The organism is Paracoccus sp. (in: a-proteobacteria), from assembly GCF_047605025.1.
In the GTDB taxonomy this organism is placed as follows: domain Bacteria; phylum Pseudomonadota; class Alphaproteobacteria; order Rhodobacterales; family Rhodobacteraceae; genus Paracoccus.
Map to the genome: position 1 here is coordinate 161,233 of NZ_JASGGO010000003.1, position 12,865 is coordinate 174,097.

General features: G+C 68.1%; 15 protein-coding genes. 6 read left to right on the plus strand and 9 right to left on the minus strand.

Translation table 11 applies throughout. From position 1 onward, the window contains the following. Positions 1 to 19 precede the first annotated feature (19 nt). Positions 20 to 502: a peroxiredoxin gene (locus tag QM682_RS03625; protein ID WP_415127183.1), complete on the plus strand. Its 483-nt coding sequence runs from the start codon at positions 20 to 22 to the stop codon at positions 500 to 502. On the opposite strand, the gene QM682_RS03630 is transcribed toward QM682_RS03625, so the two are convergent. Then, entirely contained in the window at positions 499 to 1,143 is a 645-nt protein-coding gene (locus QM682_RS03630; RefSeq protein WP_415127185.1) for a winged helix-turn-helix transcriptional regulator, read from the minus strand. The two genes, QM682_RS03625 and QM682_RS03630, sit on opposite strands and share 4 nt — an antisense overlap. A 295-nt stretch (positions 1,144 to 1,438) precedes the next feature. On the opposite strand from QM682_RS03630, the gene QM682_RS03635 reads away from it, so the two are divergent. Both QM682_RS03635 and QM682_RS03640 read left to right on the plus strand, forming a co-directional pair. Next, the gene (locus QM682_RS03635; RefSeq protein ID WP_415127187.1) at positions 1,439 to 2,074 is read left to right on the plus strand and encodes a glutathione S-transferase family protein; all 636 of its coding nucleotides are present in this window, start codon (positions 1,439 to 1,441) and stop codon (positions 2,072 to 2,074) included. A gap of 76 nt (positions 2,075 to 2,150) precedes the next feature. Next, complete coding sequence (locus tag QM682_RS03640; RefSeq protein ID WP_415127189.1) at positions 2,151 to 5,243, plus strand: valine--tRNA ligase; 3,093 nt, start codon at positions 2,151 to 2,153, stop codon at positions 5,241 to 5,243. A 42-nt stretch (positions 5,244 to 5,285) separates the two neighbouring features. Here the strand turns inward: QM682_RS03640 and QM682_RS03645 are convergent, their stop codons facing one another. Together QM682_RS03645 and QM682_RS03650 are read right to left on the minus strand one after the other, a co-directional pair. Next, positions 5,286 to 5,993, minus strand: a complete 708-nt coding sequence (locus tag QM682_RS03645; RefSeq protein ID WP_415127191.1) for a sirohydrochlorin chelatase — start codon at positions 5,991 to 5,993, stop codon at positions 5,286 to 5,288. A 102-nt stretch (positions 5,994 to 6,095) separates the two neighbouring features. Continuing rightward, positions 6,096 to 6,659: a DUF4202 domain-containing protein gene (locus QM682_RS03650; protein WP_415127193.1), complete on the minus strand. Its 564-nt coding sequence runs from the start codon at positions 6,657 to 6,659 to the stop codon at positions 6,096 to 6,098. A 95-nt stretch (positions 6,660 to 6,754) separates the two neighbouring features. Here QM682_RS03650 and QM682_RS03655 point away from each other — a divergent pair, with 95 nt between their 5' ends. After that, positions 6,755 to 7,255 carry an NnrU family protein gene (locus QM682_RS03655; protein ID WP_415127195.1) on the plus strand — a complete coding sequence of 167 codons (501 nt, stop codon included), beginning with the start codon at positions 6,755 to 6,757 and terminating at the stop codon, positions 7,253 to 7,255. Here the strand turns inward: QM682_RS03655 and QM682_RS03660 are convergent. After that, a complete protein-coding gene (locus QM682_RS03660; protein ID WP_415127197.1) occupies positions 7,252 to 8,250 on the minus strand; it encodes an NAD(P)/FAD-dependent oxidoreductase in 999 nt (332 codons plus the stop codon). The genes QM682_RS03655 and QM682_RS03660 overlap by 4 nt on opposite strands. Positions 8,251 to 8,301: 51 nt before the next feature. Between QM682_RS03660 and mnmD the strand changes: the two genes are divergently transcribed. Beyond that, positions 8,302 to 8,970: a tRNA (5-methylaminomethyl-2-thiouridine)(34)-methyltransferase MnmD gene (gene mnmD, locus QM682_RS03665; protein WP_415127199.1), complete on the plus strand. Its 669-nt coding sequence runs from the start codon at positions 8,302 to 8,304 to the stop codon at positions 8,968 to 8,970. On the opposite strand, the gene QM682_RS03670 is transcribed toward mnmD, so the two are convergent. The 5 genes from QM682_RS03670 to pgsA all read right to left on the minus strand — a co-directional run bounded on the left by QM682_RS03670 (position 8,967) and on the right by pgsA (position 12,328). Continuing rightward, entirely contained in the window at positions 8,967 to 9,686 is a 720-nt protein-coding gene (locus QM682_RS03670; protein ID WP_415127201.1) for a rhomboid family intramembrane serine protease, read from the minus strand. The genes mnmD and QM682_RS03670 overlap by 4 nt on opposite strands. Before the next feature lie 300 nt (positions 9,687 to 9,986). Next, positions 9,987 to 10,943: an acetyl-CoA carboxylase carboxyltransferase subunit alpha gene (locus QM682_RS03675; RefSeq protein ID WP_415127203.1), complete on the minus strand. Its 957-nt coding sequence runs from the start codon at positions 10,941 to 10,943 to the stop codon at positions 9,987 to 9,989. Between the two features lie 16 nt (positions 10,944 to 10,959). After that, complete coding sequence (locus tag QM682_RS03680) at positions 10,960 to 11,454, minus strand: molybdenum cofactor biosynthesis protein MoaE (RefSeq protein ID WP_415127205.1); 495 nt, start codon at positions 11,452 to 11,454, stop codon at positions 10,960 to 10,962. A gap of 2 nt (positions 11,455 to 11,456) precedes the next feature. Then, positions 11,457 to 11,702, minus strand: coding sequence for a molybdopterin converting factor subunit 1 (gene moaD, locus QM682_RS03685; RefSeq protein ID WP_415127215.1), 246 nt, complete (start codon positions 11,700 to 11,702; stop codon positions 11,457 to 11,459). A 5-nt stretch (positions 11,703 to 11,707) separates the two neighbouring features. Next, positions 11,708 to 12,328, minus strand: a complete 621-nt coding sequence (gene pgsA, locus QM682_RS03690) for a CDP-diacylglycerol--glycerol-3-phosphate 3-phosphatidyltransferase (protein ID WP_415127207.1) — start codon at positions 12,326 to 12,328, stop codon at positions 11,708 to 11,710. A gap of 136 nt (positions 12,329 to 12,464) precedes the next feature. Here pgsA and QM682_RS03695 point away from each other — a divergent pair. After that, the coding region (locus QM682_RS03695) for a ZinT/AdcA family metal-binding protein (RefSeq protein ID WP_415127209.1) at positions 12,465 to 12,865 on the plus strand (401 nt) is incomplete at its 3' end.

Below are 12,865 nucleotides of genomic sequence, written 5' to 3' on the forward strand. Positions count from 1 at the left end.
ATTGACGGAGGAACCGCGCATGTCCATCGCAAAGGGCGACAAACTGCCCGCAGGCAAACTGGTGAAACTGGGCGAGAACGGCCCCGAGCCGGTCGAGACCGCCGAACTGGCCCAGGGCCGTGTGGTGATCTTCGCCGTGCCGGGCGCCTATACGCCGACCTGCAACAATGCCCATATGCCGAGCTTCGTGAAGAACGCGGACCAGATCCGCGCCAAGGGCGTCTCGCGCATCGTCTGCGTGACGGTGAACGATCCCTTCGTCGCCGGCGCCTGGGCGCGCGATACCGGCGCGACCGGCGCCGGGATCGAGGTGCTGGCCGATGCGGATGGCAGCTTCACCAAGGCGCTGGGGCTGGACATCCAGGCGGATGGCTGGGTCAACGGCCGCTCGAAACGCTATGGCATGGTGGTCCAGGACGGCGTGGTCGAGACGCTGGAGATCGAGGAAAGCCCCAGCACCTGCGCCATCTCCTCGGGCGATTCGCTTCTGGGCCTGCTTTAAGGCCCCAGGCTGAAAAGATCGCTGAACCTTTGCGCGGCGTCCAGGTCGCCGCGCAAGCCGATCCGCCCGGCTTCGGCCATGGCCTGCGGACCCTGCCCATAGATCGCGGCGGCCAGCGCGTTGCCCGTCCCTTCCAGCAGGAAATCCCCCTGCGGCGCGCGCATCGCCGTGACCAGGGGGGCGCCCTTGGGCGAAAAGATCACCTCGAACCCCTCTTTGCCGCACAGGAACCCGCCCCGCAGGGCGGATCCCGCCGCGCGCCCCGCATCCACCGTGGCCGAGATCGAGATCATCAGCGCCGAGATGCTGATATGGCGCGCCGGATCATGGCCCGGCAGGCGCAGCGCCCAGCGGCAAAGCTCGCGCAGGACGGGATGCAGCGCCCGGCCCAGATCGGTCAGCGCATAGACCCCCAGAACGTCGTCATGGCTGACCACCCCCGCCCGCGCCATTTCGCCCAGCCGCTGCGTCAGCACGCTGGCGGCGACGCCCGGCAGGCCCGCGCGGATCATCTGGAACCGCTTGGGCGCGAACATCAGCTCGCGCACCACCAGAAGCGCCCAGCGGTCGCCCATCACGTTCAGCGCGTGGGCGCCAAGGCAGCCTTCGTCATAGCGCGGGGGTTTGCTGGCATTGGTCATATTTAAATATTATTAGTTGCTTTTTACTACTTCAAGGTTCAGGCTTCGACTCATGCGGCGATTTTCGCTTGGCCAGAGAAGGAGGGGATGGCTTGCCACCAGGGGTTCGTTCTGGCGGCGCCGGCCGCGAACAGGCAGGGATACATGGATCGCGCGGCCCCGGCCTGGCTGCTCTTCGGCCGGCCCCGTCGCCTTCCAGGCGGACCGGCCCGCATGCCCATGGGCTGAACGCCTGCTTCACCATTCCGGTTCACATCCGGCGCGACGCGGAACTCGCCCGGCAGGACAATAAGCCATGCTGACCATCACGACCTATGACCGGGTGCCCGACATGGCCGTCGGCTATGTCCGGGACCTGCGCATCCGCTGGGCCTGCCATGAGGCCGGGCTGCCTTACGCGGTCGAGACCACCAGCTTTCACGAAAGGACGGCGCGGCATTTCGGCCGCCAGCCCTTCGGCCAGGTGCCGATGCTGCGCGATGGCGATCTGTCGATCTTTGAAAGCGGGGCGATCCTGCTTTACCTGGGCGACCGCCATCCCGCGCTGATGCCGGAGGATGCCGCCGACCGGGCCGAGACGCAGCAATGGCTGGTGGCGGCGCTGAACACGCTGGAGCCGGCGGTGCTGGCCTTGACCGTCGCGCGGTTCTTCGACCGCGACGAGGGGGCGGTGGCCCGTGCCCTGCCACGCCTGCATGATCGGCTGCGCCAGCTTGCCCCGGTGCTGGAGGGACGCGCCTTCATCGCCGCCGGGCGCTTTACCCTGGCCGACATCCTGCTGGCCGATGTGCTGCGGCTGCCGGCCGCGCGCGGGGTGCTGGACCCCTATCCGGCGCTTGCAGATTATGTGGCGCGGATGACCGCGCGGCCCGGCTTTCGGCGCGCCTTGGCCGATCAGCGCGCGCATTTCGGTGCGCCGGCCCCGGTCTGATTCCGTCCCGTCAAGCGGGCTTCAACTTTCCGGGGCTTTTCGCTATCTCCCTTGGCAATTCAAGGGGTGAGCTCATATGGCCATGGAAAAGAACTTCGACGCGCAGGCCGCCGAGGCGCGGATCGCGGCAGAATGGGCGGCGACCGATGCCTTCGCCGCCGGTGCCAATGCGAAGCCGGGGGCGGAAAGCTTTTCGGTGGTGATCCCGCCCCCGAACGTGACCGGCAGCCTGCATATCGGCCACGCGCTGAACAATACGCTGCAAGACATCCTGGTGCGCTGGCACCGGATGCGCGGCCATGACACGCTGTGGCAGCCCGGCCAGGACCATGCCGGCATCGCGACGCAGATGGTGGTCGAACGCCGCATGGCCGAACGCCAGGAACCGAACCGCCGCGAGATCGGCCGCGAGGCGTTCCTGCAAAAGGTCTGGGCCTGGAAACAGGAATCCGGCGACACCATCATCGGGCAGTTGAAGCGGCTGGGCGCCAGTTGCGACTGGTCCAGGAATGCCTTCACCATGTCCGGGGCGCCGGGTGCGCCTGCGGGGCAGGAGGGCAATTTCCATGATGCCGTGATCAAGGTCTTTGTCGACATGTATGACAAGGGCCTGATCTATCGCGGCAAGCGGCTGGTGAACTGGGATCCGCATTTCGAGACCGCGATCAGCGATCTTGAGGTCGAGAACCGCGAGGTTCCCGGCCATATGTGGCATTTCAAATACCCGCTGGCCGGCGGCGAGAGCTATGAATACATCGAGCGCGACGAGGACGGTCGCGTCACCCTGCGCGAGACCCGCGACTATATCAGTATCGCGACCACCCGCCCCGAGACCATGCTGGGCGACGGCGCCGTGGCGGTCCACCCGGACGATGCCCGCTATGCCCCCATCGTCGGCAAGCTGGTGGAAATCCCGGTCGGACCCAAGGAGCACCGCCGGCTGATCCCGATCATCACCGACGAATATCCCGACCCGGATTTCGGCTCGGGCGCGGTCAAGATCACCGGCGCGCATGACTTCAACGATTACGGCGTGGCGATGCGCAACGGCATCCCGCTTTACGCGCTGCTGGACACCAAGGGCGCGATGCGCGCCGACGGGCTTTCTTACGCCGAAAGCGCCGGGATCGCCACGCGGGCGGCGCGGGGCGAGGATGTGGGCGACGTGTCCGCGGTCAATCTTGTGCCCGAGGAATTGCGCGGGTTGGACCGTTACGAGGCGCGCGCGGCCGTGATCGAGGCGATCACCGCCGAACGCCTGGCCGTCACCTATCTGCACAAGGAAATCGACAAGGAGACCGGCGCCGAGCATCTGGAACGCCGCCCCCTGGTCGAGGCCAAGCCCATCATGCAGCCCTTTGGCGACCGCTCGGGCGTGGTGATCGAGCCGATGCTGACCGACCAGTGGTTCGTCGACACGCCCCGCATCGTGCAGCCCGCCATCGACGCGGTGCGCAACGGCGCAACGAAGATCCTGCCCGAGCAGCATGAGAAGGTCTATTTCCACTGGCTGGAGAATATCGAGCCTTGGACCATCAGCCGCCAACTCTGGTGGGGGCATCAGATTCCGGTCTGGTATGGCCTGGACCTGCGGCCCGAGGGGCAGGTCGAGGACGACCATGACGGCGCGCTGGACGAGGTGGAAATCTTTGCCTTCCTTGAGGAAGGGCTGGTTCATGCCGGCGAGACCTTGCAATGCGCCCCGAGCTTTGCCGAGGTGGCCGAGCGTTTCCGCGACGCCATCGCCGGCCTGCCGCAGCCGCTGGAAATCGCCCGCGTGATCGAAGTGGCCGACCGCGAGGCCGCCGTGGACGCCTTCGCGCAGGGTCTGGCCGAATACAATCTGACCCAGGACCCGACCAAGCTGGTCTATCCGGTCTGGCGCGATCCCGATGTGCTGGACACCTGGTTTTCCTCGGGGCTGTGGCCCATCGGCACGCTGGGCTGGCCGGAACAGACGCCGGAACTGGCGCGCTATTTCCCGACCTCGACCCTGATCACGGGTTTCGACATCATCTTCTTCTGGGTCGCCCGGATGATGATGATGCAGCTTGCGGTCGTGGAGCAGGTGCCGTTCCGCACGGTCTATGTCCATGGCCTCGTGCGCGACGAAAAGGGCGCGAAGATGTCGAAGTCGAAAGGCAACGTCATCGACCCGCTGACCCTGATCGACCAATATGGCGCGGATGCGCTGCGCTTTACCCTGACCAGCATGGCCGCGATGGGCCGCGATCCCAAGCTGGGGCCGAAACATGTCGAGGCGAACCGCAATTTCGTCACCAAGATCTGGAACGCCACCCGTTTCGCCGAGATGAACGGCGTGAGGGGCGGCGTCTCGCGTCCCCAGCCGCGCCATGTGGTGAACCGCTGGATCATCGGCGAGGTCGCCCGCATCCGCATGGCGACGGACGAGGCGCTGGCGGGCTATCGCTTCAACGATGCCGCGACCGGACTTTACGCCTTTGTCTGGGGCAAGGTCTGCGACTGGTATGTGGAGTTCTCGAAGCCGCTGTTCGACGGGGAATATGCCCAGGAGACCCAGGCCACGATGGGCTGGGTGCTGGACCAGTGCTATACGATGCTGCATCCGATCATGCCCTTCGTCACCGAGGAGCTTTGGGCGCTGACCGGCGAGCGTGACCGGATGCTGGTCCATGGCGACTGGCCGGACTACGGCGCCGAACTGATCGACGCCGAGGCCGACCGGCAGATGAACTGGGTGATTTCGCTGATCGAGAACATCCGTTCGGCCCGCGCGCAGATCGGCGTGCCGGCGGGCGCGCGGCCCGATCTGATCGTGACCGAGGCGGATGCGGCGGCGCGCGCGGCGCTGGCCGCGAATTCCCCGCTGATCGAGCGGCTGGCGCGGGTGAACGCGCCTGCCTATGGGGCGATGGGGCCGGGCATGATCTCGGTCGCGGCGCTGGGGGCGAGCTTCGCGCTGCCGGTGGGCGCGATGATCGACATCAAGGCCGAGACGGCGCGGCTGGAAAAGGTCGCCGGCAAGGCCGAGAAGGATGCCGGGGGGCTGCGCGGGCGCCTGGGTAATCCGCGCTTTGTCGAGAATGCCGGACCCGAGGTGATCGAGGAGACGCGCGAGAAGCTGGCCGCGCTGGAGGACGATCTGGGGCGGGTCAAGGCCGCGCTGGCGCAACTGGCGGCGATGTAGGCCCCGGCGGCGCGGTCGCATGGGTATTTGGAAAACGAAGAATCAGGGCCGCTCGGACAGGGCGGCCCTGATGCTTGTGGCGATCATGGCGGGAACTTCGGCGGCCAGGCCGACCGGGGGCAGTGAGATGCCTTGGAAGCCGGCCTGCGCCAGGGCCTGGGGCAGGTCGTCGGTGACATGCTCGGCCCCGGTCGCGAAAAGCGGCAGGCAGAGCGCGCGCGCGGGCAGGGCGCGGGCGGCATCCCGCAGGAAGGGCGGTTCCTCGATGAAGCCGCAGGTGATGGCGGCGAGATGCGGGGCGAGGGTGCGGGCCATGGCGCGGGTCGCCTCGGCCGGGGCGTGCGAGCGGCCCGAGCCATGCGCCGCGATCAGGAGATGGGTTTCGTTCAGGCTCCAGCCCTGGGCCTGGGCGGCTTGGGCCAGCAGTGCGAGGCAGAGTGCGGGCAGGCCGGGATCGCTGCCGAAGGGCGGCAGGATGCGGGCCTGGGGCGCGCCCGCCTGGGCGAGGCGCCGAGGCAGTTCCGTGCGGGTGAACCAGCCCGCCGCCATGAACATCGGATAGATCAGCGTCCCGTCATCGGCGATGTCCAGCGCGCCGGGCATGGCGAGCGTCGCGCCCCGGATCCGGGCCTGCGGCAGGCGGGCCGCGACCTGGGTCGCCAGCGCCTGGACCGCCTGCTGCTGCGGGCCGGGATCGCCGGGCTGGCCATGGGCGACGATCAGTGCCTTGGGGCGGGATGTATCGGGCATGGGGGCGGCCGTTCGGCGGGGAAGGATCGGTCGGGCTGGCGGGTGCCTGGCCGCGCATTCGCGGGGCGCGCGGGGGCATGGCGGGGGGCGGGTCGGTCGCGATCAGCCGCGGAAGGCGGTGGCGAAGGGCTCGGGGATGTCGAATGTCCTGAGCGCGATGGCGCGGGCCGGCGCGGACATCTTGCGGGCGGTCTTTTCCACGATGCGTTGCAGTCCCTGAAGGTCGCGGCCTTCGGCGAATGGGCCGAGATACCAGCGGATGAAGGTGAAGCAGACCACATCCTCCAGCGCCTGGACATCGGCATCGCGCTTGATGCCCTGCTTGGTCAGCATCTGTTCGGCATGGGCTGTCTCGTCCTGGGAATAGCCCGCGTCGCGCATGATCCCGGCCACGCGGGCGGCATGGCGGCGGCCCTGTTCGGTGCGCCAGGCCAGATAGCCGGGGCGGTCCATCGGATAGGCGTCGCGGGGCAGGGTCCATCGCTCGATATGCTGGCCGCGGCAGGCGATGCGCAGAGGCTCGGCGGCGTTCGGATAAAGCGCCTCTTGCTCGGCCGTCATGCGCTGGCCATAGAGCAGGGCCTTGGGGCGGCCCTGGGCATCCAGGCCGGGGTCGGCGGCATTGGCCCGGTCGATGGCGTCGAACGCTGTCTGAAGGCGGGTCATCATATCCCTCATGGTTTTTCGCGGCCATCATGCCGCAGGGGGTGGCGAGGTCAACGGGATTGCGGCGCCGGGGCGGGGCGACTAGCCTGGTCCCGATGTGGAGCGAGCTTCTTTTGGCCCTGGTGGCGTTTCTGGCGGCGCATCGGGTTCCCGCGCGGCTGAAGGGGCCGCTGGTCGCGGTGCTGGGCCGGAGGGGGGTTGGGCTGGTCTATGGCCTGCTGTCGCTGGGGTTGCTTTACTGGCTGATCGTCGCCTCGGCTAGGGCGCCGTTCCTGCCGCTTTGGGATCTGGGCGCGTGGGCGCGCTGGCTGGTCAATCTGGCGATGCCCCTGGCCGTTCTGGCGGCGGTCTGCGGCGGCATGGGCGGTTTGATGGCGGGTTTCGCGCTGTGGTCCGGCGCGCATCTGCTGGCGAACGGAGACCTGGCGCATGTCCTTTTCTTCGCCTCGATGCTGGCCTATGCCGGGTTCGGCCTGACCAGGGCGCCGCCGCGCCGCTGGCGCCTGGGCTGGCCGCGCATGGCGGCGGCGCTGCTGATCTGGGCCGCGCTGATCCGGCTGCACCCGCTGGTGATCGGGGTCGCCCCGCTGCCCTAGCCGGGGCGGAAGTCCGGGGGGATGCGGTCCCGGCCGGCCAGGATCAGATCGGCCAGCATCTCGGCGCAGGCCGGCGCCATGGCGAGGCCGATCTTGAAGCCGCCATTCGCGACATAATGCCCCGGCCGGCCGGGCCAAGGCCCGACGAGGGGCGCGCGTGACGGTGCGCGGGGCCGCATCCCGGCCCAGCGGTCCAGCACCGGCGCGTCGGCCAGGGCGGGGCACAGCGCGCGGGCTTTCCCGATCAGCGCGTCAAGCTGGGCATCGGTTGCCAGATCCGCCGCGTCGCGTTCGGAGGTCGATCCGATCGCCACCGTCCCGTCGGCATGGGGCACGATATGGATGCCATCGGCAAAGACCTGGGCCGCGTCCGGCATGTCCAGGGCCAGAAGCGCCGACTGGCCCTTGACGCCATTGCCGCCGAAGGGCGCCAGCCCCTCGGCCCCGGTGGCCCAGATGGCGGTGTCGGGCGGCGCCGGCTGGTCCTCGACGATCTCGCCGCCGCCCGCGCGGATGGCGGCGGCCAGGGCGGTGCAGGCGCGGCGGGGGCTGATCCGGGCGGTCAGCCGGTCCAGCAGCCAAAGCCCCGTGCCCGAGACCGGAACCAGCCCCCGCGGCGCATCGGTCATCTCCATTCCGGCCCAGCCCGGCCAATGCGCCCGCGCCCCGGCGATGCGGGCGGCCATGCGCGTTTCCGCCTCAGGGGGCACCGGCTGAATCCGGCCCGTGCGGGCATAGCCGGGGTCCGTGCCGCCCGCCCGCGCCACCTCGGCCCACCAGTCCCCGGCGCCGATCAGCGCCTCAAGCTGGACCTGCTTCTTGGGGTTCCAGGTTTCGGGCGCATGCGGGGCCAGGGCGCCGACATGTCCGCCCGAGGCGCCGGCGCCGATCCGCCGCGCCTCGAAGACCCGCACCCGCTGGCCGCGCCGCAGCAGCGCCCAGGCGCAGGAAAGCCCAAAGATCCCGCCTCCGGCCACCGTGATTTCGCTTGCCATTCCGCCGCCCCTTGCCGCATCTGCGCCCTGACGCATCAGGAGTTAGCGCGGATGACGAAGCAGGGCCAGAGCGCGGCGGATCTGGACTGGCGGGACGGCGATATTCCGGTCTCGCGCCGCTTCGACGATCCCTATTTCAGCCTGAACGGCGGGCTGAAGGAAACCCGGCACGTCTTCCTGGCCGGAAACGACCTGCCCGCGCGGCTGGTGCCGGGCTTTCATGTGGCCGAGCTTGGCTTCGGCACCGGGCTGAACCTGCTGGCGCTGGCCCAGGTCGCGACGGTGCCGATCCGCTTCACCAGCTTCGAGGCATTCCCGATGGACCCGGACGAATTGGCCCGCGCGCATGCCGCCTTCCCCGAGCTTGCGCCCCTGGCCCTGGCGCTCCGCGCGGGCTGGCCGGGGCGCGAGATGGTTCTGGGGCAGGTCCGGGCGCGGATCATCCAGGCCGATGCGCGCGAGGCGCTGCCCCATTGGGACGAAAAAGCAGATGCCTGGTTCCTGGACGGTTTTTCCCCGGCCAAGAACCCCGAGCTTTGGGGCGAGGATCTGATGGCCCAGGTCGCGCGCCACACCGCGCCCGGCGGCACCTTCGCGACCTATACGGCGGCGGGCCATGTGCGCCGCGCGCTGGCGGCGGCGGGGTTCCAGGTCGACCGCGCGCCGGGCTTCGCCGGCAAGCGCCACATGAGCCGGGGGTTCCTGGCGCCGCGATCCTAACGCCGGACAGAAGGGATGCGCGAGGGCGCATAGTCCGCCGGTCGGTGCGGCGGCCGGCCATGCGTCCCCTGCCAGAAGCGGATGCCGCCCCGGCGCAGGAACAGCGGCAGCGTCAACACCATGCCGGCGCCGAACCCGGCCGCATGAGCCATATAGGCCACCCCGTCATCGCGCATCGCCAGGCCCTGCACGATCTGCAAGCCAAGCCAGACCAGCAGCAGCACCCAGGCCGGAATGGTGAAGCGGCGGATGAAGATGATGATGATCGCGATCACATCGACACGGGCGCGGGGAAAAAGCAGCAGATACCCCCCCATCACCCCCGCAATGGCCCCCGAGGCGCCGACCATCGGAATCCCGCTCATCGGATCGACCGCGATCTGCCCGGCCGCCGCCACCAGCCCGCAGGCAAGGTAGAACGCCAGAAAGCCCAGCGGACCCATCTGATCCTCAAGGTTGTCGCCAAAGACCCATAGAAACAGCATGTTCCCGCCCAGATGCAGCAGGCCGGCATGCAGGAACATATGCGTGACCAGCCCCCACAGCCAATCCCTATGCATGATCGCCACCGGGTAAAGCGCCAGCCGGTCCCACAGATCGACCGCTCCCCCCGCCCAGGGGGCCGTCAAAAGAAACATCAGCAGGTTCAGCGCGATCAGCGCGTTGCGGATATGGGGGGTGCGCAGGGATGGATTATGGTCTCGGATGGGGAACATGCGCGGTCCTGACTGGCTTGGCGCCAAGGGTGGCGCAGGACGGCGGCTCAGGCAAGCCGTCCCTGGTTCGGCACGCCCGGGATGCCGCCGCGAAATCGCCCCGGCCGCCGCCTTTTCCGTTTCTCCGATAGCCGCCAGGCCCATCATCGGGCCGGGTCGCGGACGCCCATCTTACGCAAAGGCCACCTTACCCAAAGCCGGCCTCATGCGAAGCCCATTTCGGGAAAGGTCCATCTCACACAGGGCCGGGCCCGCCCTTCTTCGTTTTCCAAATACCCACTGCCGACGCTGCCGTCCGGATCAGGCCAAGGCCGTCGAGCCCATGCGCAGGAATTTCTGCCGCCGGTCCTTGATGATCTCGGCGGGCTTCTTGCCCTTGAACTCGGCCAGCATCTCGGCCAGGGCGTCGCCCACGGCGGCGATGGCCTCGGCGGGGGCGCGCTGCGCGCCGCCCGTCGGCTCGGCGATGATCCGGTCGATGATCTCAAGCTTCTTCAGGTCCTGCGCGGTCAGGCGCAGCGCATTGGCGGCCTCGCGCATCTTCTCGGCATCCTTCCACAGGATCGAGGCGCATCCCTCGGGCGAGATTACCGAATAGATCGAATGTTCCAGCATGGCGATGCGGTTGGCGCTGGCGAATGCCACCGCCCCCCCCGAGCCGCCCTCGCCGATGATGACAGAGACCAGCGGCACGCCGATCTCCAGGCATTTCTGGGTGCAGCGGGCGATGGCCTCGGACTGGCCGCGCTCTTCGGCGCCCTTGCCGGGATAGGCGCCGGGCGTATCGACCAGCGTGATCACCGGCAGTTTGAAGCGGTCGGCCAGTTCCATCAGCCGGATCGCCTTGCGATAGCCCTCGGGGCGCGCCATGCCGAAATTATGGGTCAGGCGCGATTTGGTATCATTGCCCTTTTCATGGCCGATGACGATGCAGGGCGCATCGCGAAAGCGCGCCAGCCCGCCCATGATGGCGTGATCCTCGCCGAAGGCGCGGTCGCCGGCCAGGGGGGTGTATTCGGTGAACAGCGCCTCGATGTAGTCGACGCAATGCGGACGTTCGGGGTGGCGGGCCACCTGCGTCTTGCGCCAGGGGTCAAGCTGCTTGTAAAGATCGCGCAGCATGTCCCCGGCCTTGTGATCCAGCGCGGCGGCCTCTTTCTCAAGATCGACGCCTTCGCCCTTGCGCGCCATGATGCGCAGCTCCTCGGCCTTGGCTTCCAGATCCGCCAGCGGCTTTTCGAACTCAAGATAGGTCATGGAAGGCTCCGCATCGTCATCCGGTCGGGTTGGCGTCTATATGATCGTCGCGCGTGGGGAATGCAATCTCAAGGCCCTGCCAGCGCGACAATGCGCTTTCGTCGTCGGGCCGGGCCTGGACCCAGGCGCCGGGGCCGTCGGGCGTGATCTCGCGCTTCCAGAAGGGAGCGCGGGATTTCAGCCAGTCCATCAGATATTCCGCCGCCTGGAAGGCCGGGGCGCGATGGCGGGCGGCGGTGGCGACCATCATGATCGGCTCGCCCACGGGCAGCAGGCCATGGCGGTGGACGATGCGCCAGCCGGTCAGGCCGAAGCGTTCCGCCGCCCGCGCGCCGAAGGCGTTCAGCGCCTTTTCGGTCATGCCGGGATAGTGCTCGATCTCCAGGGCGACCAGCCGCCCGTCCTCGGATCGCACGATTCCCTGGAAGGTGACGACGGCGCCGGCCTCGCCAGCCATCCCCGCCAGTTCGGCGGCCAGGTCAAAGGGTTGGGGCTGGACCCGCGCGGACATCCCTAGCCCCCGGTCATGGGCGGAAAGAACGCGACCTCGCGCGCGTTCCCCAGCGGCGCATCCAGATCGGCAAGCTCTTGATCCAGGGCCACCCGCACCGCCGACAGGTCCGACAGGGCCGCCGCGTGCCAGGGGTCCATCGCGGCCAGTTCCGCCACAAGCTGGCGCACGGTGGCGGCCTGGGTCTGGACCGCCTCGCGCGGGTGGCCCACGCGCTCGCGCAGCCAGGCGAACCAGAGCACCTGGATCCGCATCAGCGATCCTTCAGGAAGGGGCGGGACTTGTCGAAATAATCCCAGCCTGTGATCGCGGTCAGGGCGGCGGCGATCCAGATCAGTGCCAGCCCCACCTGGGTTGCCAGATCGGACCAGCTGCTGGACCAGGGCAGGCTCGTCTCGCCCACCAGGGGGGGGTGGCCGACCTCATAGTATTTCAGCCCGGTGCCCAGGAACAGGACGGCGATGGCGACCATCTGCGCGGTGGTCTTCCACTTGGCCAGCTTGGTGACCTTCAGCAGCCGTGCCTTGTCGCCCAGGAATTCCCGCAGCCCCGAGACGAAGACCTCGCGGAACAGGATCACGGTCGAGGGCAGGATCAGCCAGGGGTTCATCCCCGAATAGCCGGTGATGACGACGACGGCGATGATCACCATGGCCTTGTCGGCGATCGGGTCCATGGCGGCGCCGAAGCGGCTTTCCTGTTTCCAGGCCCGCGCCAGATAGCCGTCGAACCAGTCGGTGATGGCGGCGACCATGAACAGCGCCAGCGCCGCGAAATCCGCGAAGGGGCGGTTCAGAAAGAAGAACATCAGCGGCACCAGCGGCGCGGCCGCAAGTCGCAGAACGGTCAGAAGGTTGGGCAGGGTCCAGCGCATGCCCGCAATCTAGGCGTTTGGCGGGGCGGGGGAAAGGGGCAGGCTGTCGCGGCGGCGATTTTCGTCGCTTGCCATCCGCGCCCGGCTTGGATAATCATAGAAATGTAATAACATATCATTTTGAGGGTTGCAGATGATGAGAAAACGGATTGGTGCGGCGATGCTGGGCGCGATTCTGCTGGCCGGCGGGCCGGCCATGGCCGAAAAGGCGCATGATCATGAACACGCGCATGACCACGCCCATGCCAAGGACGGGAAATCCGTCTATAACGGCTATTTCCAGGATGCGCAGGTCGCCGACCGTCCACTTTCGGATTGGGCGGGCGATTGGCAGTCGGTCTATCCGCTGCTGCAAAGCGGCGCGCTGGACCCGGTGATGGCGCATAAGGCCGAGCATGGCGACATGAGCGCCCAGGAATACCGCGCCTATTACGAGGCCGGCTACAAGACCGATGTGGAACGGATCGAGATCAAGGGCGACGAGGTTGGCTTCCACCGCAAGGACGGCGTGGCGCATGGCCATTACGCCAGCGACGG